The following is a 24,715-nucleotide window of genomic DNA, read 5'->3' as shown; positions in this document are numbered from 1 at the left end:
ATCAGCGCGTCGGCTGTGCCGGCGGCGGGGTCGGTGCGGCAGGATCGGCCGGCTTGGCTGGTGCCGCAGTGGCATCGCCATCGGCGCGGTCGCCGGTGCGGAAGCTCACGTAGGCTTCGCCGCGCAGCTCCTGCAGGTAGCGGTTGTACTCTTCTTCCAGCTTGCGGCGGCCGATCGTTTCACGGATCTGCGCACGCTGGCTCTCGGCACTGACGTCGGTCTGACGGCTGCCCACACGCTGCACGATGTGCCAGCCCGCCTGGGTGCGGAACGGCTCGGACACCGCGCCATCGGCCAGGCCTTCGACCTGCTTGCCGAAGTCCGGGCCGAACGCATCGGCCGGGAACCAGCCCAGATCGCCACCCTGGCCACGGCTGTTGGTGTCTTCGGACGACTCCTTCGCAACGGCCTGGAAGTCGGCACCGCCGGTGATACGCGCACGCAGCGTGTCGATCTTGGCCTTCGCCTGCGCTTCGGTCTGGTTGTCGCCGATGCGCACCAGAATGTGGCGGGCGTTGTACTCGGTGACCAGCTTCTTCTCGCCGCCGGCATTGGCGTCGCGCATTTCCACCAGCTTGAGCAGCTGGAAACCGCTCGGACCACGCAATGGACCAGCCACCTGGCCAGGCTGCATGTCGCGGATCAACTGGGCGAATGCGTTCGGGATTTCGTCCAGGCTGCGCCATCCCAGATCGCCGCCTTCCAGCGCATTGGGGCTATCGGAATACCGTACCGCGGCTGCCGAGAAATCCAGCTCGCCCTTGTCGATCAATGCCTTGACGCCATCGACCTTCTTCTGGCCGGTGGCGATCTGATCGGCGGTTGCGCCTTCCGGCAGGCCCACCAGGATGTGCGCCAGGTGGTACTGGCTGCCGGTGGTGGCCTGCTGCGCCAGCGCGGTATCCACTTCGCCTTCGCTCACGCTGATGCGGCTCTGCGCAAAGCTCTGCCGCAACCGCTGCACGATGATTTCGTCGCGTACCGAGGCACGGAAGTCGCCATAACCCATGCCGTCTGCCGCCAGCTTTTGCCGCAGGCCGTCCACGGTGGTGCCGTTCTGCTGGGCGATGCTGGCGATGGCGCGGTTGAGTTCCTCGTCGCTGACGCGGATGCCGCTGCCATCGGCGCGGCCGACCTGCAACTTGACCAGGACCAGACGCTCGAGCACCTGACGCTGCAGGACATCGTCCGGCGGCAGCTGGTTCTCCCGGCCGGCGTACTGCGACTTGACGTTGCGCACGGCGCGATCAAGCTCGCTCTGCAGCACCACGTCTTCGTCGACGATGGCGGCAATGCGATCCAGCGGCTGGGATTGCTGCGCCGAGGCCAACGGCGAGAGCGTGCTGGTGAGTACCAGCAGCGAGGCGAGAACAACGGAGAAAGGCTTGGTCATGGAATCAAGTTCGGATCGTAATCGTCCGGATTAGTCGTGGTGTTGCTGGGCGGGACCAGGTAGAGGTCGTCGCGGTAATAGCCGAGAATAGCACGGCGCAAAGTGCGGTCTGTGTTCTGCCCGAACGAGCTCAGGCCCTTCAGCACGAACTCGAACTGGATGGAGTTGTCCATCTCGCCATCGCGGTTGCGCACGAACCGGCGCACCAGCGCGCGCACCGCCAGGCAGCAGCTGTCCCACTGCACGCCACCGATCATTTCCAGCGGTTTGCGGTCCAGCAGCGAGTAGTAGTAACGGCCGACCGCACTCCAGGTGGGGTTGATCGGATACAGGAACGAGAAATCGGCCTGCTCGAGCTGGTCGGTGTTGTTGGTCGGATTGCGGCGGTAGCGATAGGCCAGATTGATAATGCCGTCGTTGCCCAGCAGATAGCGCGTACGCAGGCTGGCCAGGTCTTCCTTGCGCGAGTTGGGGTTCCACTGGTAGGTGGCGCCCATCGACCAGCGGTCGTTGATCATGTAGTTGGCATCGGCCACCCAGGCGGACTTGCCCTGCTCGATGGGTTGTTCGCTACCGGCGGCCGAATTGGTGCTGTTGTTGATGGTGACCAGCGAATCGTTGAAATACAGGATCTGGCCCGCGCTCAGCGACAGCTTCTCGCGACCATCGTCCTGGCGCAGCCAGCGCGAGGTCACCGCCAGGGTCAACTGGTTGGCATCGTTCTGGCGGTCGGCACCGGTGTAGCGCGTGTCGCGGAACAACTGGCTGTAGCTGAAGGTGAACGGGCGGGTATCGAAGACCGGAAGATCGTCCTGGTCGCGGTACGGCACGTACAAATAGTACAGACGCGGTTCCAGCGTATTGAGATAGTTGGTGCCGAACACCGAGGTCTCGCGGTCGAAATACAGCCCGGCATCCAGCGAGGCGATCGGCAGGCTGCGCGAGGGCGAACGATCACCGGTCAGCGGCGCGGTGTTGGCCAGCGTCGAATCCAGCTGGTACGTGGTGTAGCGCCATGCCACGGTCGGAGTGAAGAACCAGGCCGCGCCGGACAACGGCATCGAGATGTAGGGCTTGATGTCAAGGCGCGAACCGCTGCCATATTCCTTGTTGCGGATGTTGGTGCGGACATAGTCGTCATCATCGTCATCGCCGCTGGTGCTCCCGTTCACCGGGGGCCTGACGAAGTACGAATCGTCGTGCGTGAAGCGCACCGCTTCGGCATACACGCCGGCCTCGAAGATGCCGAACGGCTTGTCCCAGGTGAAATAGGCGCGCGGCTGGCGGTTGTACGGCAGCGACTGCTCGTCCAGCGTGTAGTCGGTGAGCTGCCAGCGGTCGGCCATCAGGCCGGCGGTCCAGGTCTCGCCGGTACCGTAGATGCCGATGGTGCTCTGCAGGCTGGAGGCCGAGCCCATGCCGTTCAGGCGGCTGGTGAAGTCTTCCACATAGCGCGTATCGCTGACCCAGGAGATGCTGCTGCGCGCCTGCCAGTGATCATTGATGTTGTGATAGCCGCTATAGAAGACGCTGCCGCGGTCTTTTTTCCGCAGGTCGTCATTGGGCAGGTAGTTGCCGGTGATCTCGCCGCGGCCGCCTTCGTACAGGTAGCGGAACTCGGTGCCGAACATGAAACCGCGCTTGCTCATGTAGCGCGGCAGCAGGGTGGCGTCGTAGTTCGGCGCCAGGTTCAGGTAGATCGGCTGCAGGTAGTCGAAACCGTTGCGGCCGGACAGGCCGAACTGCGGAAACAGCAGGCCGGTCTGGCGGCGGTCGTCGATCGGGAACTTGAACCACGGGAAGTACAGCACCGGCACCTTGCCGATCTGCAGCACGGCGTTGCGTGCGGTGCCGAAGCCTTCTTCGTTGTCGACGTCGATCTCCGGCGCGCGCACGCGCCAGATCGGCTGCGAGGGATCGCAGGTGGTGTAGGTCGAACGGTGCATCTGCCCGACCTGGCCCTGCAGATCCACCGATTCGGCCGCACCATTGCCGCGTCGGTCCACCAACTGGTACTGGATGTTGGTGACCTTGTGGGCGTCGGTGTCCTGATTGCCTTCGGCGCGGTCGGCGACCATGCGGAAGGAGGTGTCCTGGTAGCGGACATTGCCTTCGGCGATGTAGTTGCCGGTCTCGGTGTCCATGCGCAGGTTGTCGGCACCCAGGAACTGGTCGCCGCGCTTGAGCGCCACGTTGCCCTGGTACTGCGGGGTGGTATCGGTACCGGAGAGCTGGTCGCCTTCGATGTCGGTCGGCAACTCCTGGCGCATTTCGGCGGCCTTGGCATCGGCGGCGGGGGCGCCGTCGAAGCCGGGCAGCGGATCCACCGCCGGGCACAGTCCCCAGTTCAACGGCTTGTCGGCAGCCATGGCCGGAAGGCAGATGGCGATGCTCAAAGGCAGGGGCAGCAGGCGGAGAACTCGGCGCACGCGTGATTCAACCAATAAAATGGCGACTAGCTTGCCGCATACCCCGCATAGGGGCAATGAAGAGCTCCCGGGTCGGGGGGGCGAGGTTCATCGCGATGGGGGCGCGAGCGACGCGCCGTCGGGGTTCACCGCAGCGCGGCCACGTGCGCCACGCTGCTCTCGCGCAAGGCCTGCAGGTCGTAGCCGCCCTCCAGCATGGACACCACCCGGCCACGCGCATGGCGGTCAGCCAGGGTGCGCAGTGCGCCGGTCAGCCAGGCGAAATCGTCGGCATCGAGCATCAGATCGGCCAGCGGATCGCGCAGATGCGCATCGAAGCCGGCAGAGATCAGGATCAGCTGCGGGCGGAAGGCGTCGATCAGCGGCAGCATCTCGTCTTCCCACACATTGCGGAAGCGCAGCCCGTCGCTGCCTGGCTGCAGCAGCAGGTTGTGGATGTTGCCGATGCCGCGCTCGTAAACGCTGCCCGAGTGAGGATAGAGCCCGGACTGGTGGGTGCTGAGATACTGCACGGCAGGGTCGCGCTCGAAGATCGCCTGCGTGCCGTTGCCGTGGTGGACGTCGAAATCCACGATGGTGATGCGTTCCAGCCCATGCCGGTCGCGCGCATGCGCGGCGGCCACGGCGACGTTGTTGAACAGGCAAAAGCCCATCGACACCTGCGCGGTGGCGTGGTGACCGGGTGGGCGCACTGCGCAAAAGGCGGTCCGGGTGGCATCCTGCATCACCGCGTCTACCGCGGCGACGCCGGCGCCGGCTGCGCGCAATGCCGCCGCGCGCGAGCCGGGCGACATCACGGTGTCCACGTCGAGCCGATGGTGGCCGTCGAAGGCGGTTTCCAGCACCGCATCCACCTGTTCGCGCTCGTGCACACGGCACAGGTCGCCGAGCTTGGCCAGCGGCGCCTCGCGCCAGTCCAGGTCCGGGAAGGCGTCGCGCAGCGCCTCCAGTACCGCTTCCAGACGGGCGGGACGCTCGGGATGCTCGGGGCCGGCGTCGTGACCGAGGCAGGCGGGATGGGTAAAGACCAACATGGGGCAAATCTAGCCTGTCCGCCGTGCCATGTGCAGGTCAGCCGCGCCGGCGGTCGTGCCGCCACAGCACTTCCTGCTGGCCATCGGCACGCGCCAGCACGCGGGCGAGCACGAACAGCAGGTCGGACAGGCGATTCAAATAGCCGATCGCCTCGCTGCGCACGGTCTCCTGGCGCGACAGCGCAACGGTCTCGCGCTCGGCCCGGCGCACGATGGTGCGGGCCAGGTGGCAGCGCGCGGCGGCCTCGCCACCGGCCGGCAGGATGAACTCCTTCAGCGGGGGGAGCGTGTCGTTGAAAAGATCCAGCTGGCGCTCCAGTGCAGCGATATCGGCGCTATCGATCGCCGCATGGCCCGGGATGCACAGCTCGCCGCCCAGATCGAACAGCTGGTGCTGGAGGGTGGTCAGCAGCTCGGCAACCGGTTCCGGCACGCCGGGAGCGGCCAGCAGCACGCCGATGGCCGAATTGGCCTCGTCCACGCTGCCATAGGCGTTGACGCGCAACGCGTCCTTGCCGGTACGGCTGCCGTCGCCCAGGCCGGTGCTGCCGTCGTCGCCGGTGCGCGTATAGATCCGCGAGAGCCGGTTGCCCATCTCAGCCGGCCTGGATCTGGCCGGGCGCGCTGGTCAGGCGCTCGGCTGCCACCTGGATCGCCGCGGCGGCGGCCACATACAGCGCGGCACTGCGCAGATACGGCCCCAGCCAGTCGCTGTAATTCTTGAACCAGCCGGCCACGGTCGGCTCGGCCACGCTGGCGCTGATCCAGTAGAAGCTGCCCTGGGCGATCAACTGGCACAGCGCCACGGAGAGCAACAGCGCCGGCACCAGCCTGGCCAGCGCGCTCCATTGCGCGCCGTGGTACTGCCGGCGCAACCACATCCCACCTGCCCACAGCGCGAAATACGCCGGCACCAGGCACCAGTACGCCGGCGATACGCAGTAGTGCTGCCAGAAGCTCAGGCCCTGGCGGGTGATCACCAGCCAGTCCACCGCTACTGCCAGCAGCATCAGCAGCGGGAAGGCCAGCCTGGTGCGCGCGGCCAGATGGAAGCCGCCGATGAAGAACACCGCCCAGGACGCGTCCGGGACCGGCGCGAAGTGATTGATCCGCGTGGCCGCCATCAGGACGGCAAGCAGGCTCAAAATCAGGGTGTCGTGCGAGCGAGGAGTCATGCGCGGAGGTGGCCGGATCACAGGCTGGCGAGTGTAGCGTGGAACCCGGCACGCCCGCGCCTTGGCGGTCCTGCGGGAGTGGCTGGCGCAAGCGACCGTGGCAGCGCTGCCGTTGCCGCCGCCCACCGCGGATGCAGACCGGTGGGCGCCTGGGTGTGCCCTGCAGCGGCAAGGGTCGGGCAGCGGGGCCTGGGTGAGCAGCCGGCCTCGCTACGCCAAGCCCGGGCGCGGCAAGCTGTCCCACCCGGACGCGGCAACGGGTCATGGGCGAAGGCTTATCATGTGTCGATGACACATCCACATGACGTTCTGATCGTCGGCGGCGGCCTGGTCGGCTCCAGCCTGGCGATTGCGCTGGACCGCATCGGCCTGGATGTCGGGCTGGTGGAAGCCACCCCGGCCGGCACGCCGCCAGCGGTGTTCGACCAGCGCAACCTGAGTTTTGCCGCTGCCACCGTCAATGCGCTGGGCGTGCTGGGGGTGATGGCCAAGCTGCGCAGCGCCCCCGGCCCGATCCGGCGCATCCACGTCAGCCGCGCCGGCGACTTTGGCCGCGTGCAGCTGGACGCGGCCGATTACGGCCGCGACAGCTTCGGCCAGGTGGTGGTGGCGCGCGATTTCGGCGAGGCGTTGCAGGCCCGCCTGGACGAGCTGACCCGGCTGCGCCGCTATCGCCCGGCACGCTGCATCGGGGTCGAGCCGGTACAGGACGGTCTGCGCACGCTGCGGATCGCCACCGATGACGGCGAGCAGCGCGTGCAGGCACGGCTGGTGGTCGGCGCCGACGGCACCCATAGCGCAGTACGCGAGCTGCTGCATATCGGCAGCGATGCGCACGACTTCCTGCAGACCTTGTTCGTGGCGCGGGTGCGCGCCTCCCGCCCACCGGATGGCACCGCGTGGGAGCGCTTCGGCGCGCATGGGCCGACCGCGCTGTTGCCGCGCGGCGACCGCCATTACGGCGCGATCCACTGCGTGGCGCGCGGCGAGGCCGAGGCGGTGGCCGCGCTCGACGAGACCGACTGGCTTGCCCGGTTGCAGCGGGCGGCCGGATGGCGCGCCGGGCGTTTTGTCGCCAGCGGCGAGCGCAGCGCATATCCATTGGTGCAGGTGCTGGCCAACGCGCTGGTCGCCGAGCGCGTGGTGCTGCTGGGCAACGCCGCGCAGACACTGCATCCGATCGGCGCGCAGGGCTTCAACCTCGGCTTGCGCGATGCGCTGACACTGGCCGAATTGATCGAGCACGATCGCCGCGATGCCGGTGCGGGCGCGTTGCTGGCCGAGTATTTGGCACGCCGACGCGTGGACCGCGAACAGACCATCGGGTTTTCCAGCGGGCTGGCGCGGCTTACCGGCAATCCGGCGCCGTTGTTGCGGCCGCTGCGCAGTCTCGGCCTGCTTGCGACCTCGCAGGCGGCGCCGCTGCAGTCGATGCTGGTCGGCGGGGCGATGGGGTTCCGTGGCGATGTGCCGCAGTTGTGCAGGGGCGTGGCATGAGCCGCCGTGGTAGCCGCGATGCGTTGATCGTCGGTGGCGGCGTGGTCGGGGCCGCCTGCGCGCTGGCCCTGGCCGATGCCGGCCTGAGCGTGGCCCTGGTCGAAGGCCGCGAGCCCGCGCGCTGGCGGGCCGACCAGCCCGATCTGCGCGTGTATGCCTTCGCTGCCGACAATGCCGCGCTGCTCGACAGCCTGGGCGTATGGGCCGCCGTGCGCGCTGCCCGCGTGCAGCCGTACCGGCGCATGCGGGTCTGGGACGCCGGCGGTGGCGGCGAACTGCGCTTCGACGCGGATACCCTGGGCCGCGAACAACTGGGCTGGATCATCGAACACGAGGTGCTGGTCGATCGCCTGTGGGCGGCGGTGCATGCGGCCGGCATCCAGGTGCATTGCCCGGCACGCGTGGTCGAGCTGGAACAGGATGCACACGGCGTGCGCCTGCGCCTGGACGATGGCAGCCGCCTGGAAGCGGCGGTCGCCATCGCTGCCGACGGCGCCGCATCGACCTTGCGCGAGCTCGCCGGCCTGCCGGTGTCGCGGCATGCCTACGCGCAGCGCGGCGTGGTTGCCTTCGTGGAGACCGAGCAGCCGCATCAGGCCACTGCCTGGCAGCGCTTTCTGACTACCGGCCCGCTGGCATTCCTGCCGTTCGCCGATGGCCGCAGTTCGATCGTATGGACCTTGCCGGATGCCGAGGCCGCGCGCGTGCTGGCGCTGGACGATGCCGATTTCGCGCGCGAGCTGACCCAGGCCTTCGCGGCGCGGTTGGGGCAGGTGCGCGTGGTGTCTGCACGTGCAGCGTTTCCGCTGCAGCGGCAGTTGGTGGAGCAATACGTCAGCGGCCGCGTGCTGACCCTGGGCGATGCCGCGCACGTGGTGCATCCGCTGGCCGGGCAGGGCGTCAACCTGGGCCTGCGCGATGTCGCCGCGTTGCGCGCGGAGGTGCGCCATGCGCTGGCAAAGCGTGCGGACTGGGCCGCCCCGCATCGGCTGCAGCGCTGGGCACGCACCCGCCGCAGCGAGAACACCGTGGCCGCCTATGGCTTCGATGCGATCAACACGGTGTTCTCCAACGACGAGATGCACCTGACGCTGTTGCGCGGGTCGGTCCTCGGGCTGGCCGGCAAGTTGCCGCCGCTGGTGGATGTGCTGTGGAAGCGCGCCTCCGGCAGCGCGTGACCGACATGCCGGCCGACGCCACCGTCGTCGGCCCCGTCTTTGTATGTTGATGCGCTTATAGCGCAGGCAGCATGTTCCATACGACGGGCGCAGCCGGCGTGGCTACAGTCGAGCCATGTCATCTTTCGCCACCCGTTCGTCCAGGCCCAACGTGCTGCTGCTCTGCGGTTTGCTCTGCGATGCCACCATCTGGCAGCCGCAACGCGAGGCGCTGAGCGATCTCGCCGCAGTGCAGGTGCTGGACTTCGCCGGCTTCGACAGCATCGCGCGGATGGCCGCACATGTGCTGGCCGTCGCCCCGCCGCAGTTCGCCGTGGCCGGCCATTCGATGGGCGGGCGGGTGGCGCTGGAGATCATGCGCCAGGCGCCGCAACGCGTGCAGCGCCTGGCCTTGCTGGACACCGGCATTGCGCCACGCCGCGATGGCGAGCGTGAACAGCGCGCGGCACTGGTGCAGCTTGCCCACACGCAGGGCATGCAGGCGCTCGCACGGCAATGGCTGCCACCGATGCTGCATCCGGACCGGCACGACGATGCCGGGTTGATGAATCCCCTGATCGCGATGGTGCAGCGGCATAGCGTGCAGGCCTACGCCGGGCAGATCCATGCGTTGCTGGAGCGCCCCGACGCCGCGCCGGTGCTGGCGCAGATTCGCTGCCCGACCCTGCTGGGCGTGGGCCGGCAGGACGCCTGGAGTCCCCTGGCCCAGCACCAGCAGATGGCGCAGCAGATCCCGCACGCACGGCTGGTGGTCTTCGAAAACAGCGGGCATATGGCGCCGCTGGAAGCCCCCGCCGCCGTCAGCGCAGCAATGCGCGACTGGTTGCAGGAGGCGTGATGGCGATCCGGTCCGGCCGGCGACGCGCGCGCTGTCGTTGACCAGGCTTGCCGCTTTATCAGCAGCGACTTGAGGAGGCTGCATGCACGACGATGCATCGATCATCATTGCCTGCGAGCAGGTGATTCGCCAATTCGCATTGCTCAACGATCGGCATGACCATGAAGGCCTTGCCGCATTGTTCACTGCCGACGGCGTGTTCGCCCGGCCCAGCGCACCGGAGCTGCCGGTGCACGGCCGCGAGGCGATCCTGCACTCCTTCCGCGCGCGCCCGCCGCGCACCACTTGCCATCTGATGCTCAACACCCTGGTCAGCATCCAATCGCCGACCGTGGCGCACGCGCACAGCAAGGTCCTGCTCTATACCGCCGCGGACACCTCCACAGCACCGCCCTGGACGGCCCAGTCGCCTGCGTTGCTCGGCAGTTTCGACGACGTGCTGGTGCGGGAGCAGGAGCGCTGGCTGTTCAAGCAGCGGCTTGGCGCCTTGCTGATGCGCATCGGCGCCGATTGATCAACTGCCTCGCATCCGTTCCTGGACGCACAGCCGGATGGCGCCCTCGTCGTCGCCTGCCGCAGCACCGCTTTCCTCCCCCACGTCGCGCCCGCAGTCATCCATCCATCGCATTGGAGAATCGCCTAGTGGAACGCGTGAGCTCATCTGCCCGTTGTGCCGTTGCACTGCCACGGTTGTCGTCGCATCGGCATCGTGTCCTGACCCTGGTCACCCTGCTGGGTGCCGGCCTGCCCGTTGCGGTGTCCGCGCAAGCGGTGCCGGAAACCGCTGCACCGCCGCAGGGCATCAATCTGGGCGGGACGAGTTTTCTCGACGGCTTCGGCTCCTCGACGCCGGGCTGGACGGTGATCGAATATCTGCGCCATTACGACTTCGACGCGATCAAGAACGCGCGCGGCGACGATGCGGCCGCCTTCCGCGATCCCAAGGTCGGTGTCAGCGTCCTGCTGACCCAGCTGATCTACGTCACGCCCTATCGCTGGAAGCGCGCGTCGCTGAGCTTTAATACGATCGTGCCGCTGGTCAACTACGACACGTCCTTCGCTGCAGACAGTCCGGTGCAGCTACGCGGCAACGGGTTCGGGATCGGCGATATCTCCTTCGGGCCGGCGCTGCAGATCGACCCGGTGATGCGCAACGGACGTGTCCTGTTCTTCCAGCGCTTTGCGATCGATGCGTTCGCTCCGGTGGGCAAGTTCGATCGCGATGCCGCCATCAACCAGAGCACCGGATTCTGGTCGGTGGCGCCGCATTGGGCATTCACCGTGCAACCCAGCGACACCTGGGAGATCAGCATGCGGGTCAACTATCTCTACAACTTCCGCACCGATCGCGCCGGCGGCGTACCGCCGATCCCGGGGTTCGGTTTTCGCAATGGTCAGGCCGGCGATCTGGTGTGGGCCAATCTGGCCAGCTCGGTGAAGGTCAGTGAGCAGCTGCGCCTGGGCATCAACGGGTATTATCTGCAGCAGCTGCAGGACAACCGCACCAACGGGCAGCGTGTACCCGACAGCAAGCGCATGCAGTTCTATCTCGGGCCGGGGCTGTCCTGGCGGCTGGATGCCAACAACCTGCTGAATTTCAATGTCTACCTGCCGGTGGAGGTGAAGAACTCGGTGGCCGGCACCAGTGTCAATCTGATGTTCGTGCATTCCCTTTAACGTGGAAGCACGCACATATGCGCAGCATGCACGCCGGCGCGTCCGCGTGCGTGCTGCGGCGCAGACGGATGCAGCACGCTGCTGCAGGCAACGCTGCATGCAGCGCAAGCCCGGGTAGTCCTACGTTCGAGTTCTGAGCTGTGCAGGCTGCTGCGCCAGGCCAGTGCACGCTGTCCGCACCAAACCCCTGCGCGCGTCAGATGCCCATGCTGTGGCGCTGGGTATTGGCGTGCTCGCGGAACAACAGCTCCGCACGCGCGCCATCGCGTTGTTCGATGGCCGAGACGATGGTGCCGTGCTGCCGATGTCCGTAGTACAGATCGTCGTAGGCCAGCGTGGGCGAGCGTTGACCGAACACCACATTGACCGGGCTGACGAAGGGCACCACGGTGCAGCGGTCCACGGTCTCGGTCAGGATCGGTTTGTCGGCGGCCACCACGATGGCGCGGTGGAAGCGGGCATTCATCGCGCCATAGGCCTGCTCGTCGTCGGCATTGAGGCTGCGCGTGGCCAGGATCCGGTCGCCTTCGGCGAGACAGGCATGCAAGGTGGCCAGCAGCGTGGTGGAAGCGCCCCGTTCGGCGACGGCGCGTGCAGCCATGCCTTCCATCAAGGCGCGCACCGCCAATGCGTCCAGGCTTTCCTGCTGGCTGAAGCGTCGCACTGCATAGCCGCGGTTGCCTGCCTGCACCAGCAGGCCTTCCTGGCACAGCGCGGGCAGGGCCTGACGGATGGGAGTGCGCGAGATGGCCAGTCGCTCGGCCAGGGCGGCCTCGGTGATGCGCTCACCCGGGGCGAAGGTGCCGCACAGGATCAGTTCGCGTAGCTGCTGGACCGCTTGCAATCGGTGGTTGTTCGCCATTGGCTCCATTCTCTCGCGCCGTACTGCGGCGCACGTTCCTTCGAAGGGGAAAACTCGCAATCCCGGTATAAAAAACCTTGCAGATCAGATCGCTTGGTGGCACTTTGGATCCCAAGGATACCGTTTTGGCGGTCCCGAGTGGCCAGTCGGCGCTGTTGGGATCCCGTGGCAGGACGGATTTCGGCTCAATCAATGATGCGCAATCGGTCACTGCCAGTGGCCGGTACGTATCGCAGGAGTGCAGCATGGCAAGCATCATCGGCGGCATCGGAACCTCGCACGTTCCCACCATCGGGGTGGCCTACGACAAGGGCAAACAGCAGGATCCCTTGTGGAAGCCGTTGTTCGACGGCTACACACCGGTGGCTGCCTGGTTGGCCGAGCAGCAGGCAGACGTGCTGGTGTTCTTCTACAACGACCATTGCACGACGTTCTTCTTCGACCTGTACCCGACCTTCGCCTTGGGCATCGGCGAGCGCTTCCCGGTGGCCGATGAAGGCGCAGGGCTGCGCAATCTGCCGCCGATCCGCGGCGATGTGCAGCTGCAGGCGCATATCGCCGAATGCCTGGTCAACGACGAATTCGATCTGACCGTCTTTCAGGACAAGCCGATCGACCATGGCTGCGCGGCGCCGCTGCCCTTGCTGTGGCCGCACGTGCCGGACTGGCCGGGCACGGTGGTGCCGATCGCGATCAACGTGCTGCAGTACCCGCTGCCGACCGCGCGCCGCTGCTATCGCCTGGGCCAGGCAGTGCGGCGGGCGATCGAATCCTATCCGGAGGATCTCAGGGTGGTGGTGGTGGGCACCGGCGGGCTGTCGCATCAGATCCACGGCGAGCGCACCGGCTTCAACAACACCGAGTGGGACATGGAATTTCTGGACCGCTTCCAGCATGCGCCGGAAACGCTGACCGATCTGACCCACACCGATTACGTGCGCCTGGGCGGAGCCGAGAGCGTGGAGCAGATCATGTGGCTGGCGATGCGCGGCGCGCTGGGCGGGCCGATCCGCAAGCTGCACCAGAACTACTACCTGATGACCACCACCGCGATGACGGTGGTGCTGTACGAGCCGGGTGTCGAAGCTGCTGACGCGCCGTCTTCGGCGCAGTTGCTCGCACACACCGCGCATACCGCAAACGCGGCATGAGGGCCGACCCATGAATCCGCAAGTACAGGGCATGGACCAGATCGGCGGGACCTACCTGTTCGATCTGCGCACCAGCAACCGCGCGTTGCGCATCAACCGATTCTTCTGGCATATGATCCGCGCCCCGTGGCGCGATCGCTTTCTTGAGGATTCCGAAACCCTGATGCAGGAGGCCGGCCTCACCGAGCACGAAAAGGCGCTGATCCGTGCACGCGACTGGCTCGGCCTGGTGCAGTACGGCGCCAACTTCTTCGTCATCGAAAAATTCGCACGCGTGGTGCGCATGACGAATCTGCAGGTCTACGCCATCATGCGTGGCGAGTCCTTCGAAGACTTCATGCAGACACGGCGTGTGCCCGATGCACGCTGATCTGCAGGCGGCGGCCAGGTGCCGTCGCGCCGCACTACCCGACTTCCCAACGTAAGGTCTACCCCCATGACCATGTCCTCCGTGTTCTTCGAACACCGCATCAAGGTCCGGCATCTACGTGTCATCGAGGCGCTGGACCGGCAGAAAAGCCTGCTGCGCGCCTCACGCGTATTGAACGTCACCCAGCCCGCGTTGACGCGTGCCCTGCAGGAGATCGAGGAGATCGTCGGCGCGCCGCTGTTCGAGCGTCACTCGCGTGGCGTGCGCCCCAACGCGATGGGCGAGGTGCTGGTACAGACCGCGCACGTCGTGCTCGGCCAGTTGCGCCGTGCGCAGGACACCTTCGAGGGTCTGCTGCAGGATGACGCGCTCACCATCACCGTGGGCGCGTTGCCGGTCGCGGCGAGCGGCCTGTTGCCGGCCGTGCTGGCCGCGTTGTATCGCGCCGAACCCACGCTGCGGGTGCGCCTGCTGCATGGGCGTACCGACGAGTTGCTGCCCAAGCTGGCCGGCAACGAGATCGACCTGGTGGTGGGCCGGCTGTATCCGCTGGCCCGCTACGACGCATTGATCCGCAAGGTGCTGTACCAGGATCCGATCGCGCTGGTGGCGCGCAGCGATCATCCGCTGTTTGCCAACGGCCAGGTGCGTATCGGCGAAGCCGCCGCGTATCGCCAGGTGCTGCCGACGCTGAGCCAGCATGTGGAGCGCGACGTGGCGCAGGTGATGCGCGAGCACGGGCTGGCCACGCGCGATCAACTGCGTTCCAGTTCGGCCAGCTTTACCCGCGAGATCCTGCTCGGCACCGACAGCGTTGCCGTGATGCCAAGCATGATGGTGGCCGGGGATATCGCACGTGGCGAGCTGCGGGCCTTCCAGCTGCAACAGCCGTCGCAGGCGCGCGCAGGCGGGGTGATCTATCGCGATGGCAGTGCCATCCACAAACCCGGCGTGCGCTTGCTGATGCGTGAGCTGGAGCGCCAGCTGGCGGTCATGGCCGGGCAGGGTGCGGTGTGGGTGGACGACCAGATCAGCGAGGACAACCTGTTGCTGGACGAGTCCGCGTGATCGATTGAGCGCTGCAACCGCGGCAGCAGGCTGCGGCTGCGTCGCACGACGCCGGAGCGCCGGATGCACACGACGGGCAGCGCAGGCTGCCCGTCGTGCTGTCGGGGCGTTGGTCGCTGCCGCACCTGGGCAGTGCGGTGCGAAAACGCGGGGCGTTGCCAGCTGCGCGCGGCGCGATCGCCCGGCATGCATCACGCCTCGCTGGCCAGGGCATCTTTCAGGCGCGCTTTCTGCAGCTTGCCGGTCGCGGTGCGCGGCAGCGCCTCGACCACGCGCAGATGCTTGGGCACCTTGTACTTGGCCAGTCGTTCGATCAGATAGGCGCGGATCTGCGCCAGATCCGGCGCGTCGTCGGCCGGCACGATCGCCAGGTAGCCCACTTCCCCCCATTGCGGGTCGGCGATCCCCACCACCGCACATTCGCGTACCTGCGGATGGTCGGCAAGCACCGCCTCGATCTCGGCCGGATACACGTTCTCGCCGCCGGAGATGAACATGTCCTTCTTGCGATCGACGATCCAGAAAAATCCATCGGCATCGCGTCGCACGATGTCGCCGGTGTGGAACCAGCCGTGGGCGTCGCGCGCGTCGGCGCTTGCCTGCGGATCGCGCCAGTAGCCGGGGCTGAGGTTGGGGCCGCGCAACAACAGCTCGCCGGGCACGCCGACCGGGCAGTCGTTGCCATCGCCATCGACCACGCGCGTCTGCACCGACGGCGCCGAAATGCCGACCGCGCCCAGCTTGTCGCGGATCACCGCGCAGTCCACCGACATGCCGAACACCGTGCCGGCCTCGCTCATGCCGAAGCCGCTGACCATCGGGATGCCATCGTCCAGCCAGCCGAGTAGGTCATCGCTGGCATGCGGCGCGCCGCCGCTGACCAGCGCGGTGAGATGCCGCAGCGCGGCCGCATCGAAACCGGGCTGGCTGCGGAAGGCCTGCATCATCTGCGGCACGCCGACGTAATGGGTGATGCCCAGCGACTGGTCGCTCAGCCAGTCCAGCGTACGCCTGGGTTCGAAGCCGTTGGAGACCTGGATCGAGCCGCCCACCGCCAGCACCGGGCGCACGTTGGTGGCCAGGCCGATGATGTGGAACATCGGCGCTTCGCACAGGAAACTGCTGCCGGCCTCCACGCGCGTGGTGACGCCGAAGTTGTGTGCCACCTGCTGCAGGTTCTGCTCGCTCAGCATCACGCCTTTGGGCTGGCCGGAGGTGCCTGAGGTGAACAGGATCAGGCTGACGCGGTCGGGGGGAATCGCCGCCGTGTCTGCCGGTTCCAGCGTCTTCGCCGTATCGACGAAATCGGCCAGCGCTTCGACATCGGCGCGCCCCGCAGCAACGTCGTCACCCAGCAGCAGGCGCGGCTCTGCGCGTTGCAGCAATGCATCCAGTTCGGTTGCACTCAGCCGCCAGTTGAGCGGCACGTAAATCGCGCCGACGCGTGCGCAGGCGAAATGCAGCGCAACCTGCCAGACCGAGTTGCGTGCCAGCACGGCGAGCCGTTCGCCATCGATGCAGCCGCGCCTCTGCAGCAACGCGGCCAGACGGCCGATCAAGGCGTCCAGTTCTGCGTACGTCCATTGCTGGTCCAGCAGCAGGTCGCGGGCGGCAAGCCGGTGCGGGGTGAGGCGGGCGTGGAAGGAGATCGAGTCGGTCGGCATGGTCATGGCGCTGTCTTCCGAATGCAGATGGGGAGTGACTGGCGTGAGTGCGACGGCTACGGCTGAAGGTTGATACGTGCACCCGATCCACCTGGCGAACGTTCACCAGAGAGTGCGGGTGTGCCGCGGGAGGCGATGGACGAGGCGGTGCCTGCCGCATCGCGATACGACGTTGCTTGCTCTGGTACGTGCGTGGTCGGTGGGCTGGAGGGCCTAGCTGAGATAGATGGTCTTGGTCTCGAGGAAGGCATGCAGTCCTTCGATGCCGCCTTCGCGGCCGATCCCGGAGTGCTTGACCCCGCCGAACGGCATGTCGAAGTCCACCCACATGCCATTGATCGCATGACTGCCGCTGCGCACGCGGCGGGCGATGCGGTAGGCGCGATCGGGATCCTCGCTGTAGACCGTGCCGTGCAGGCCGAAGTCGCTGGCATTGACCTTGGCGATCAGGTCAGCCTCGTCGTGATAATCGATAAAGCTCACCACCGGGCCGAAGATCTCCTCGCGGGCGATGGTCATGTCCGGGGTCACCCCGGCAAACACCGTCGGTTGGAGGAAGAAGCCGCGCGGCAGATGCGTGGGGCGGCCGCCACCCATGACCAGGCGCGCACCCTCGGCGCGGCCGTGTGCGATGTAGGACTGCACGCGTTCGAGCTGGCGGCCAAGCGCCAACGGACCCATGCCGGTCTCGGCAGCGAACGGATCGCCGAGCTTGAGCGCGCCGATGGCCGCGCAATACGCCTGCAGGATGTCGTCGCGTCGCTGCGCCGGCACCAGCACGCGGGTGAGCGCGAAGCACACCTGGCCGGTGATCGGCATCGAGTAGGGCACCAGGCTGGGCAGCACCTTGGCGATGTCTGCATCGTCCAGCACGATCGCGGCGGACTTGCCGCCCAGCTCCAGCCCGACCCGCGCCAGACGCTCGGCGCAGGCCATCCCGATCAGCCGCCCGGCCTGGGTGGACCCGGTAAAACTCACCTTGTCCACCTGTGGATGGCGGATCAGGTGTTCGCCAACCTCGCGACCGCCCGGCAGCAGATTGAACACGCCATCAGGCACGCCGGCCGCGCTGATGCATTCGGCCAGGATGTAGGCATCGATCGGCGTTTCCGGCGAGGGCTTGGCCACCACCGTGCAACCGGCCGCCAGGGCGGCAGCGACCTTGTAGCAGAGCAGCACCAGCGGGGCGTTCCAGGGGGTGATCGTGGCGACCACGCCCACCGGCTCCTGCACGATGTGCACGCGGCCGCCGTTGGCGCGTGCACGGGGCTCCACGAACGGATGGGTCGCGATCAGGTCGCCGTAATAGTCGAACAGGCCGGGCGCCTGCTGCGAGGCGCGGCGACTGAAGCCGATGGTGGCGCCGACCTGTCCGGTCCAGGCTTCGGCCAGTTCCGGCATGCGCGCACGCAACTGCGCGGCCACGCGCTTGAGCACGACGCCACGCTCTTGTGGCGATAGCTGCGGCCAGGGGTCGGTGTCGAACGCGGCGCGCGCGGCGGCGATGGCCGCCTCGGTGTCGGCAGGCGCGGGCTCGGTGTAGCGCAGCAGGCGTTGTTCGGTGTGCGGTGCAATCACATCGACGTCGCGATCGCCGCTGCTTGCGCGCCACTGGCCGTCGATGAACAGGCCCAATGGTCCACGCGCAGCGATCCCGCGCAGGGTTGCGGACAAGGCTTCCATACTCCCTCCTCGGTGCAGAAAACCACTGGCAGCGCCAGCGATGCGTGGGGTGCACGCATCGCTTCAGGCGCCCTGGGAACTGCTCAGGCGCTGTTTTTGGTCAGGTCGTATTCGCCCAGGCCGGGCTTGTAGCTCTTCTCGTCGATGAACTGACGGATGCCTTCCTTGCGGGCGTTGTTGTCGAACGAATTGGCCGCTTCCTGCATGCGCACCAGATAATCTTCGGCTTCGTCGTAGGTCATGGTGCCGACGCGACGCACGGCATCCTTTGCATACTTCAGTGCGACAGGGTTCTTCTTGAGCAGCAACTGGGCCACTTCGCGGGTCCGTGCTTCCAGCCGTTCCAGCGGCACGCTTTCGTTGACCAGGCGCCATTCGGCGGCCTTCTTGCCGTCGACCATTTCGCCGGTCAGCGTCATCCACATCGCATCGCGCATGGACAGCAGCTCCACCGCGACCTTGGTGACGCCGCCGCCGGGCAGGATGCCCCAGTTGATTTCCGACAGGCCGAACTGCGCCTCGTCGGCGGCGATCGCCAGGTCGCAGGCGAACAAGGGCCCGAAGCCGCCGCCGAAACACCAGCCATTGACCATTGCGATGGTGGGTTTCTGATACCAGCGCAGGCGGCGGAACCATCCGTAGGACTCGCGCTGCGAGCGACGCACGCCACGCAGGCCCTGTGCCTCGGTCTCGCGGAAGTATTCCTTCAGATCCATGCCGGCCGACCAGGCCGTGCCTTCGCCGCCGAGCACCAGCACGCCGACGTTGTCGTCGAATTCCAGCTCGTCCAGCACGTCCATCATGCGGCGGTTGAGCGCCGGGCTCATCGCGTTGCGTTTGTCGGGGCGTGCGAACTTCACCCAGGCAATGCGGTTTTCGATGCGGACCGATACCACGTCATGCTCGTTCAAGCGGCGTCTCCTTCGAGTCGGTACAAGGTGGGAATCACAGGTCTTCGGCGAGCGCGGTGTCCGGCACGTTTGCCCGTTCCAGCGTGGCGCTGGCGTTCAACTTGCAGAGCAGGCGCAGCAGGGTCTGCTGCTCGCTGGCTTGCAGGCCGGTGCAGGTACGCGCAACCGCCCGTGCCAGGCAGCCCTGGGCAGTGGCGAGCGTGCGCTCGCCAAGCGAGGTGAGATACAGGCCCTTGCTGCGTCGGTCGCGCCCGGCCAGGCGTTCGATCAGGCCCTGCTCGGCCAGCGCGTTGGCGATCTTCATGCCGGCGGCGCGATTGACCAGCAGGCGGTTGCCCAGTTCGGTCTGGTCGCAGCCGGGCTGGTCGCGGATATGGATCAAGGCGGTGACGCGCGCCGGGGTCAGATGCAGTTCGGCCAGTTCCTGGCGCGCGGCGTGGCTGGAGGCCAGGGTCGCCAGTTGCAATTGATAGCCAAGGTCTGCGGCAAGGGCCAGGCGAGCAGTCATCGATCCGTCCAAATTGTATCCGTTAAATACAATCTAGCCGACCGAAGCGGGCACTGCAAGAGGTTGTCGCGGTCACAAACGAAGCAGCGTGCGCGCCTGCGTAGCGCAGCCGCGCACACTGCTGACCAATACCTTACTGAATCAGCCAGCCGGCCAGCTGCTCGCGGCTCAGGTGGCCGCTGTGACGCGTGTCGAGCGCGTCGAATTCCTCTGCCAGTGCCGGGTTGGCCTGGGCCTCGGCGCGACTGATGCGGCCGTCGCCATCGGTATCCAGCGCCTGGAAGTCGATGCGGTAGCTGCCGACCACGCTATTGGGCTGGATCGAGCGCACGATCACGCTGGCCTCGCCGCGTGGACGCTCCAGCTGGGCCTGATGGGTGACCTCGCCGCTGGACAGCGGCTGGGTGCGAATCACATTGGGAACCTCGATCAGCGGCACGCTGCTGGCCGGTGTCGGCGTCTGTTGCGCGAGCGCGTGGCCGCCGAACAGCAGCAGTACGGAAAACGAGGCAATACGAACGGTGGTCATCAGATCCCCCTGATGTGGAACAGCCCGCAAGCATAGAGGCTGGCGGGCGTGTTGAGGTGCGTGCACGCTGCGCCCGGCGCCCGGCGCCCGGCGCCCGGCGTACGGCGTACGGCGTACGGCGTACGGCGACAGCGTCTGCGTGTGCGTGTGCCAGGCGACCGTCGGTGCGGCACGAAATGCGGCATCGGCCAACCGGGACCGGAGCCGGAACTCACCGCCGCACCGCAGCTTCGGACAGTGCACCCGGCTCCGCCGCTCAGCCCGGGATGAACGGAAACACGATCTTCAACAAGCCCTTCAGGCCACCCTCGGCAGTGCTGGCCACCGCCTTGGCGCCGAGGCTGTTGAGTGCGCGCCGGACATCTTCCCAACGCAGTTGCGCGATGTCCTTCTTCAGCAGATCCGCCACTTCCTCTGCCGTGGGCGTGAGCTTTTGCAGTTCGCGCACGGTGGCCTGCGGATCCGGCTGCAGATAGCCCCAGCGCTCGGCGACTTTCAGCAGCGTGTCGAAGCGCACCGCGACCACTTCGCGATTGCGCTCGTACACCGGCAAGGCACCGACATCCAGGATGGCCTGCTCGAATTGCTGCGCGTCATCGGGGTGTTCGATGCGCACCGCCAGAAACCCTTCCTTGCGGCTACGTTCGCTGACGTGCTTGGCACCGGAGCGCAGGTTGTCTTCGGTGAGCACGTTGGCGACGATGCGCTGCATCGCCGCGTCGCCTTCCTCGGGCACCAGCGAGCGCCAACGCGCATAGCCGTCGCGACGCAATGCCTTGACCTTGGCCGAGGTCACCCGCAGCTGCAGCGCGACCATCGCGTTGGAGCTGTTGCGCGAGATGGCGCCATCGCGTTCGAGCAGCACGAAGATCAGCAATTCCAGGTCGCGCTTGGTCAGCGACTGGAATCCCTGCAGCAGGGTCAGGCGCAGGAATTCGTTGCCGAAGGCGGCCGCGTCCTTGAGTTCGATCGGTTGCATGGGGAGTCCTCCACGGGTGACCTGCAGGATGCCAGGACGCTGTTGCGCGACCTGAGAACCGTTGCGACGCGCGCAGCAGTTTCAGCGTCCGGTTTCGCGCCCCGGGCGATCGGACCTGAACGTTTCAACTGCGCCACGATCCTGCAGGGTGACGAACACCTGTTTGCCATCGCTGCCGCCGAACGCCACGTTGCTGGCCTTGCGGCCCTTCAACGCGACCGTGCGCAGCAACGTGCCCTGCGGCGAGACCACCGCGATCTGCCCGGCATCGTAGCGGGCGATGTAGAGATTGCCGTCGGCATCGCAACGCATGCCATCCATGCCGAAGTCCGGGAAGCTGATCAGCAGGCGTTTGTTGCGCAGGCCGCCATCGACGCGGTCGTACACCCAGACCTTGCGCGACATGCTTTCGTTGACGTAGAGATGCTTGCCGTCGGGGCTGACGTCCAGCCCGTTGGGCGTGGTCATGCCCGACTCCATCAACTGGACCACGCCCTCGCGGCTGATGTGCCACAGGCGGCCGCTGTTGTCCTTCCAGTTCGGGTCGCTTGCATAGAAGCTGCCATCGGGCGCAAGCGCCAGGTCATTGGGACCATCGGCGTCGGGCAGCGAGGCGAAGGTGCTGACCGCACGCGTGCGCAGGTTCACCTGCAGGATCTTGTGGCTGGTGAAATCGGCCACGTACATCGTCCCGTCGCGGAAGCGGATGCCATTGCCGGTGCTGCCGTCGGGCAAGGTCACGAAGACCTCTGCCTTCGCGCTGCCATCGGCGTGCAGTGCAATGCGCGCGATGGTGCCGTCCTTGCCCAGATTCACTGCATACAGCGCGCCATCCGGCCCTGCCGCAGGGCCTTCGGCATTGTGGGTGAAGGCGCCATCGCCGATCAGGTCGCGCGCAACGAAGGGCGCATCGTCAGCGATTGCCAGCGAGCTGGACAACAGCAACGCCAGGGGCAGGAAACGACGGCGGGCGACAGCGGTCATGCGGCATGCTCCAGATGGGATCGTTGCCAGTGTGCCAGAACGTGCGCAGCGGCCATGGCGGTGATCACGCGCGATCAAGTAAGGTGCCCGGGCAGTATTGGCCGGCCAGCGACCAACAGCACCACTGCGCCCATCTGCGGGCAGTGCGATTGGGACGTGGTGCGGCATGTATCCACTGACACTCCGGTGCGCGTGCGTCGTCATCGACTGATGACCGCATGCGATGGTGTCAGCCGCTCTCAATCTTGCGAAGGAGGTTTGCATGTCCGTGGAATCGATCACACGTCGCCGTCTGCTTGCCGCGTTCGGCGGTGCAGGCATCCTGCTGGCGGCGCCCGGCTGGGCATTGCCGAAGAAAAAGCCGGGCAAACCGCTGAATGTGGCGCTGGCCGGCCTGGGCAGTTATGCCAGCGAGCAACTCGCGCCGGGCCTGGCACTGACCAAGCATTGCAAGCTGGCGGGCATCGTCACCGGCACGCCCTCGAAGATTCCGCAGTGGCAGGCCAAGTACGGCATCGCCGATCGCAACGTCTACAGCTACGAAAACTTCGACCGGATCGCCGACAACGACGACATCGACGTGGTGTACATCGTCACGCCCACCCACTTGCATGCGCCGCTGACCCTGCGCGCGGCGGCGGCCGGCAAGCATGTCTGGTGCGAAAAGCCGATGGCGATGCATGCCGGCGAATGCGAGGCCATGATCGCGGCGTGCAGGCGCAACAAGGTGGCGCTGGCGATCGGTTACCGCATGCAGCACGAACCCAATACGCGCCGCCTGATCGCGATGGCCAGCGAGAAGCCGTTCGGCGCGATGCAACGCGTGCGTGCCGAGGCCGGGTACAACGGCTACCACGATGCGACCAAGGCCGATCGTCCGTGGCGCTTGCGTTCCCAGTTCGGCGGCGGGGCGATGTACGACATGGGCGTGTATCCGCTCAATGCCGCGCGCTACACGGTGGGCAGCGAGCCGTTGGCCGTGACCGCCAAGCGCTGGACCGATCGCCCGGAGCTGTTCGATGAAGTCGACGAGCATATGGACTTCACGCTGGAATTTCCGAATGCGGTGCGTGCAGAGTGCAAAACCAGCTTCGGCAAGAACATGAATGTGCTGCGCGCCGAGTGCGAGCGCGGCTGGTATGAGTTGTCGCCGTTCCAGAGCTACCAGGGCGTGACCGGCAAGGCCAGCGACGGGCGCGTGTTCGACGCCAAGGTGCCGCACCAGCAGGCACTGCAGATGGACGAGGACGCGCTGGCGATCATCAACGGCACTCCGCTGCGCGCACCCGGCGAAGAAGGCCTGCGCGACATCCGCATCGTCGATGCGATCTACCGCTCGGCCCGCGAGGGCAGCAAGCGGATCGTGCTGTAATCGCGGTCCGCTCCGTCGAGCGACGGAGCGGGCTGGCCCTGATCTGAGAGAGCAGACTGGCTCAAGCCAGCTTGCCGCCACCAAGAGCTAAAAAGGCCTTCGCGTACGAGGAGGCCTTTCAATCCGACGCTGGAGCACATGCCGTGCCACCGCGCGGGACCAGCGCCTGCTGCGAGCCGCACGCCTACTCAGGTGCTCTGCATGGCCCCTTGGAGTGGTCTCATGCACATCGGCACGCTGCCACTGGCCAGCACCCACAGCAATTCCGCCGCCAATCACCCGCCTTTACGAATCCCGAATCCCGGCTCCTACGATTCCCCAATCCCGATTCCCGATTCCTGGCCCTCAGCCCCGCATCGCCAGCACCGTGATCTCCTCACGATCGTGATACAGCTGCTTGGCACGCACGATCAGCGATTTTTCGGCCTGCTGTTCGAACAGGTCCAGGCATAGCCGGGTTTCGTCCCAGCGCTTTTTCATCGGCAGCTTGAGGTTGAAGATGGTGTTGCGGCACCAGCCTTCGCGGATCCAGGTGGCCATGCGCTCGGCCACGCGGCGCGGTTGCTCGACCATGTCGCAGACCATCCAGTCCAGCGCCTGCGCAGGCTTCCAGTGAAAGCCGTCGGCACGCAGATGTTCGACCAGGCCGGTCTCCAGCACATGCTCGCGGAGCGGGCCGTTGTCGACGCTGGTGACATGCAGGTGCTGGCGGGTGAGCACCCAGGTCCAGCCGCCGGGCGCCGCGCCCAGGTCGGCGGCGCGCATGCCGGGCTTGACCAGCGTCTCGCGTTCTTCCGGTGTGAGCAGGGTGAGCAGGGCTTCGTCGAGCTTGAGCGCCGAGCGCGATGGCGCCTCCGGCAACAGCTTCAGGCGCGGAATGCCCAACGGCCACGGCGCGCTGTCGGTACTGTCGGCCACCGCCAGCAAGGCATGGTCGCCATCGAGAAAGCAGACATGCAGCCGCGCCAGGCGCGGCTGCGGTTTGTCGGTCAGCAGGCCGGCCTTGCGCAAGGCCGGACGCAAGGCATTGCCGAAACTGCGTGCCAGCCCGGCCAGCGGCTTGCCCGCGTCCGAATCCGGGTGTTCCACCCACAGATCGCCGAAACGCGGCTGGCCTTCCAGGGCAGCCAGGATCGGCGTGATGCGGTCCTTGGGGTCGATGCCCTTGAGCTCGGCGACCACCACCAGCTTCTGCCGCGCGAAGATCAGCTCGCGCCAGTGCAGCCTGGTGGCCAGTTGCGCGGCCTCATCGCAGACGAACAGCACATAGCCGTCGTTGCGCTGGGTTCGCGCATAGCCGGCGATGCCGACGAAGGCGGCGCGCGCGCTCAACTCGGCGGCCAGCTCCGGCTCGAAGCCCTGGCGGCAGTAGCACAGCAAGCCGCTCATCGCAGGGCCTGGCGTGCGCGATCG

The 24,715-nt window shown here is 66.7% G+C and carries 23 protein-coding genes; 9 read left to right on the top strand and 14 right to left on the bottom strand.

Going from position 1 to position 24,715, the window contains the following annotated elements; genetic code table 11:
- Position 1: 1 nt before the first annotated feature.
- The 5 genes from EO174_RS20030 to EO174_RS20010 all read right to left on the bottom strand — a co-directional run bounded on the left by EO174_RS20030 (position 2) and on the right by EO174_RS20010 (position 6,031).
- Complete coding sequence (locus EO174_RS20030) at positions 2-1,393, bottom strand: peptidylprolyl isomerase (RefSeq protein WP_104584983.1); 1,392 nt, start codon at positions 1,391-1,393, stop codon at positions 2-4.
- Positions 1,390-3,822: an LPS-assembly protein LptD gene (gene lptD / locus EO174_RS20025; protein ID WP_104649451.1), complete on the bottom strand. Its 2,433-nt coding sequence runs from the start codon at positions 3,820-3,822 to the stop codon at positions 1,390-1,392. Before lptD ends, EO174_RS20030 begins: the two co-directional genes overlap by 4 nt.
- A 125-nt stretch (positions 3,823-3,947) precedes the next feature.
- The gene (locus tag EO174_RS20020) at positions 3,948-4,856 is read right to left on the bottom strand and encodes a histone deacetylase family protein (RefSeq protein WP_104584989.1); all 909 of its coding nucleotides are present in this window, start codon (positions 4,854-4,856) and stop codon (positions 3,948-3,950) included.
- Between the two features lie 37 nt (positions 4,857-4,893).
- Positions 4,894-5,451 (bottom strand): cob(I)yrinic acid a,c-diamide adenosyltransferase, encoded by a 558-nt coding sequence (locus EO174_RS20015; protein ID WP_104584991.1) that lies wholly within the window; start codon positions 5,449-5,451, stop codon positions 4,894-4,896.
- Between the two features lies 1 nt (position 5,452).
- Positions 5,453-6,031, bottom strand: a complete 579-nt coding sequence (locus tag EO174_RS20010) for a hypothetical protein (RefSeq protein WP_126946894.1) — start codon at positions 6,029-6,031, stop codon at positions 5,453-5,455.
- Between the two features lie 288 nt (positions 6,032-6,319).
- Here EO174_RS20010 and ubiH point away from each other — a divergent pair, with 288 nt between their 5' ends.
- From ubiH to EO174_RS19985, 5 genes are all read left to right on the top strand, one after another.
- Positions 6,320-7,528 carry a 2-octaprenyl-6-methoxyphenyl hydroxylase gene (gene ubiH, locus EO174_RS20005; RefSeq protein ID WP_126946891.1) on the top strand — a complete coding sequence of 403 codons (1,209 nt, stop codon included), beginning with the start codon at positions 6,320-6,322 and terminating at the stop codon, positions 7,526-7,528.
- Positions 7,525-8,706: a UbiH/UbiF family hydroxylase gene (locus tag EO174_RS20000; RefSeq protein ID WP_126946888.1), complete on the top strand. Its 1,182-nt coding sequence runs from the start codon at positions 7,525-7,527 to the stop codon at positions 8,704-8,706. The genes ubiH and EO174_RS20000 overlap by 4 nt, the downstream gene beginning before the upstream one ends.
- A gap of 115 nt (positions 8,707-8,821) precedes the next feature.
- Positions 8,822-9,544 (top strand): alpha/beta hydrolase, encoded by a 723-nt coding sequence (locus tag EO174_RS19995; RefSeq protein ID WP_104649456.1) that lies wholly within the window; start codon positions 8,822-8,824, stop codon positions 9,542-9,544.
- 82 nt (positions 9,545-9,626) lie between these two features.
- On the top strand, positions 9,627-10,058 hold the full coding sequence (locus EO174_RS19990) for a nuclear transport factor 2 family protein (RefSeq protein WP_115676180.1): 432 nt from the start codon (positions 9,627-9,629) through the stop codon (positions 10,056-10,058).
- 128 nt (positions 10,059-10,186) lie between these two features.
- Complete coding sequence (locus tag EO174_RS19985; protein WP_164740272.1) at positions 10,187-11,221, top strand: transporter; 1,035 nt, start codon at positions 10,187-10,189, stop codon at positions 11,219-11,221.
- A 196-nt stretch (positions 11,222-11,417) separates the two neighbouring features.
- Here EO174_RS19985 and EO174_RS19980 read toward each other — a convergent pair whose 3' ends face one another.
- Positions 11,418-12,092, bottom strand: coding sequence for a GntR family transcriptional regulator (locus EO174_RS19980; RefSeq protein WP_104649459.1), 675 nt, complete (start codon positions 12,090-12,092; stop codon positions 11,418-11,420).
- A gap of 236 nt (positions 12,093-12,328) precedes the next feature.
- On the opposite strand from EO174_RS19980, the gene EO174_RS19975 reads away from it, so the two are divergent.
- The 3 genes from EO174_RS19975 to EO174_RS19965 all read left to right on the top strand — a co-directional run bounded on the left by EO174_RS19975 (position 12,329) and on the right by EO174_RS19965 (position 14,672).
- Positions 12,329-13,234 (top strand): gallate dioxygenase, encoded by a 906-nt coding sequence (locus EO174_RS19975; protein WP_115676184.1) that lies wholly within the window; start codon positions 12,329-12,331, stop codon positions 13,232-13,234.
- 10 nt (positions 13,235-13,244) lie between these two features.
- The gene (locus EO174_RS19970) at positions 13,245-13,604 is read left to right on the top strand and encodes a protocatechuate 3,4-dioxygenase (protein WP_039523676.1); all 360 of its coding nucleotides are present in this window, start codon (positions 13,245-13,247) and stop codon (positions 13,602-13,604) included.
- Positions 13,605-13,670: 66 nt separating this feature from the next.
- Entirely contained in the window at positions 13,671-14,672 is a 1,002-nt protein-coding gene (locus EO174_RS19965; RefSeq protein WP_104585011.1) for a LysR substrate-binding domain-containing protein, read from the top strand.
- 191 nt (positions 14,673-14,863) lie between these two features.
- Here the strand turns inward: EO174_RS19965 and EO174_RS19960 are convergent, their stop codons facing one another.
- The 7 genes from EO174_RS19960 to EO174_RS19930 all read right to left on the bottom strand — a co-directional run bounded on the left by EO174_RS19960 (position 14,864) and on the right by EO174_RS19930 (position 21,930).
- Positions 14,864-16,342, bottom strand: a complete 1,479-nt coding sequence (locus tag EO174_RS19960) for an AMP-binding protein (RefSeq protein ID WP_126946885.1) — start codon at positions 16,340-16,342, stop codon at positions 14,864-14,866.
- Between the two features lie 207 nt (positions 16,343-16,549).
- Entirely contained in the window at positions 16,550-18,019 is a 1,470-nt protein-coding gene (locus EO174_RS19955) for an aldehyde dehydrogenase (RefSeq protein WP_126946882.1), read from the bottom strand.
- Positions 18,020-18,102: 83 nt separating this feature from the next.
- Positions 18,103-18,930: a p-hydroxycinnamoyl CoA hydratase/lyase gene (locus EO174_RS19950; protein ID WP_016900748.1), complete on the bottom strand. Its 828-nt coding sequence runs from the start codon at positions 18,928-18,930 to the stop codon at positions 18,103-18,105.
- Positions 18,931-18,964: 34 nt separating this feature from the next.
- Positions 18,965-19,438 carry a MarR family winged helix-turn-helix transcriptional regulator gene (locus tag EO174_RS19945; protein WP_104649536.1) on the bottom strand — a complete coding sequence of 158 codons (474 nt, stop codon included), beginning with the start codon at positions 19,436-19,438 and terminating at the stop codon, positions 18,965-18,967.
- A 133-nt stretch (positions 19,439-19,571) separates the two neighbouring features.
- Positions 19,572-19,967, bottom strand: a complete 396-nt coding sequence (locus EO174_RS19940; protein WP_104649463.1) for a hypothetical protein — start codon at positions 19,965-19,967, stop codon at positions 19,572-19,574.
- A gap of 256 nt (positions 19,968-20,223) precedes the next feature.
- Positions 20,224-20,946, bottom strand: coding sequence for a hypothetical protein (locus tag EO174_RS19935; protein ID WP_104560559.1), 723 nt, complete (start codon positions 20,944-20,946; stop codon positions 20,224-20,226).
- A gap of 81 nt (positions 20,947-21,027) precedes the next feature.
- Entirely contained in the window at positions 21,028-21,930 is a 903-nt protein-coding gene (locus tag EO174_RS19930) for an SMP-30/gluconolactonase/LRE family protein (RefSeq protein ID WP_126946879.1), read from the bottom strand.
- Positions 21,931-22,192: 262 nt separating this feature from the next.
- Between EO174_RS19930 and EO174_RS19925 the strand changes: the two genes are divergently transcribed.
- Positions 22,193-23,302: a Gfo/Idh/MocA family oxidoreductase gene (locus tag EO174_RS19925; protein ID WP_126946876.1), complete on the top strand. Its 1,110-nt coding sequence runs from the start codon at positions 22,193-22,195 to the stop codon at positions 23,300-23,302.
- A 345-nt stretch (positions 23,303-23,647) separates the two neighbouring features.
- Here EO174_RS19925 and rlmM read toward each other — a convergent pair whose 3' ends face one another.
- Positions 23,648-24,691, bottom strand: coding sequence for a 23S rRNA (cytidine(2498)-2'-O)-methyltransferase RlmM (gene rlmM / locus EO174_RS19920; protein ID WP_126946873.1), 1,044 nt, complete (start codon positions 24,689-24,691; stop codon positions 23,648-23,650).
- Positions 24,692-24,715: the final 24 nt, after the last annotated feature.

Origin of the sequence: Xanthomonas sp. BRIP62418 (assembly GCF_003993495.1) — a bacterium.
Taxonomy (GTDB): Bacteria; Pseudomonadota; Gammaproteobacteria; order Xanthomonadales; family Xanthomonadaceae; genus Xanthomonas; species Xanthomonas euroxanthea.
Note: the sequence above shows the minus strand (reverse complement) of the source record. Positions and strands in the feature narration are given on the sequence as shown.

Coding starts and splice junctions, on each gene's coding strand:
- EO174_RS20030 (WP_104584983.1), bottom strand. CDS start 1,393: ATGACCAAGCCTTTCTCCGTTGTTCTCGCCTCGCTGCTGGTACTCACC.
- EO174_RS20020 (WP_104584989.1), bottom strand. CDS start 4,856: ATGTTGGTCTTTACCCATCCCGCCTGCCTCGGTCACGACGCCGGCCCC.
- EO174_RS20015 (WP_104584991.1), bottom strand. CDS start 5,451: ATGGGCAACCGGCTCTCGCGGATCTATACGCGCACCGGCGACGACGGC.
- EO174_RS20010 (WP_126946894.1), bottom strand. CDS start 6,031: ATGACTCCTCGCTCGCACGACACCCTGATTTTGAGCCTGCTTGCCGTC.
- ubiH (WP_126946891.1), top strand. CDS start 6,320: ATGACACATCCACATGACGTTCTGATCGTCGGCGGCGGCCTGGTCGGC.
- EO174_RS20000 (WP_126946888.1), top strand. CDS start 7,525: ATGAGCCGCCGTGGTAGCCGCGATGCGTTGATCGTCGGTGGCGGCGTG.
- EO174_RS19995 (WP_104649456.1), top strand. CDS start 8,822: ATGTCATCTTTCGCCACCCGTTCGTCCAGGCCCAACGTGCTGCTGCTC.
- EO174_RS19990 (WP_115676180.1), top strand. CDS start 9,627: ATGCACGACGATGCATCGATCATCATTGCCTGCGAGCAGGTGATTCGC.
- EO174_RS19980 (WP_104649459.1), bottom strand. CDS start 12,092: ATGGAGCCAATGGCGAACAACCACCGATTGCAAGCGGTCCAGCAGCTA.
- EO174_RS19975 (WP_115676184.1), top strand. CDS start 12,329: ATGGCAAGCATCATCGGCGGCATCGGAACCTCGCACGTTCCCACCATC.
- EO174_RS19970 (WP_039523676.1), top strand. CDS start 13,245: ATGAATCCGCAAGTACAGGGCATGGACCAGATCGGCGGGACCTACCTG.
- EO174_RS19965 (WP_104585011.1), top strand. CDS start 13,671: ATGACCATGTCCTCCGTGTTCTTCGAACACCGCATCAAGGTCCGGCAT.
- EO174_RS19960 (WP_126946885.1), bottom strand. CDS start 16,342: ATGACCATGCCGACCGACTCGATCTCCTTCCACGCCCGCCTCACCCCG.
- EO174_RS19955 (WP_126946882.1), bottom strand. CDS start 18,019: ATGGAAGCCTTGTCCGCAACCCTGCGCGGGATCGCTGCGCGTGGACCA.
- EO174_RS19945 (WP_104649536.1), bottom strand. CDS start 19,438: ATGACTGCTCGCCTGGCCCTTGCCGCAGACCTTGGCTATCAATTGCAA.
- EO174_RS19940 (WP_104649463.1), bottom strand. CDS start 19,967: ATGACCACCGTTCGTATTGCCTCGTTTTCCGTACTGCTGCTGTTCGGC.
- EO174_RS19935 (WP_104560559.1), bottom strand. CDS start 20,946: ATGCAACCGATCGAACTCAAGGACGCGGCCGCCTTCGGCAACGAATTC.
- EO174_RS19930 (WP_126946879.1), bottom strand. CDS start 21,930: ATGACCGCTGTCGCCCGCCGTCGTTTCCTGCCCCTGGCGTTGCTGTTG.
- EO174_RS19925 (WP_126946876.1), top strand. CDS start 22,193: ATGTCCGTGGAATCGATCACACGTCGCCGTCTGCTTGCCGCGTTCGGC.
- rlmM (WP_126946873.1), bottom strand. CDS start 24,691: ATGAGCGGCTTGCTGTGCTACTGCCGCCAGGGCTTCGAGCCGGAGCTG.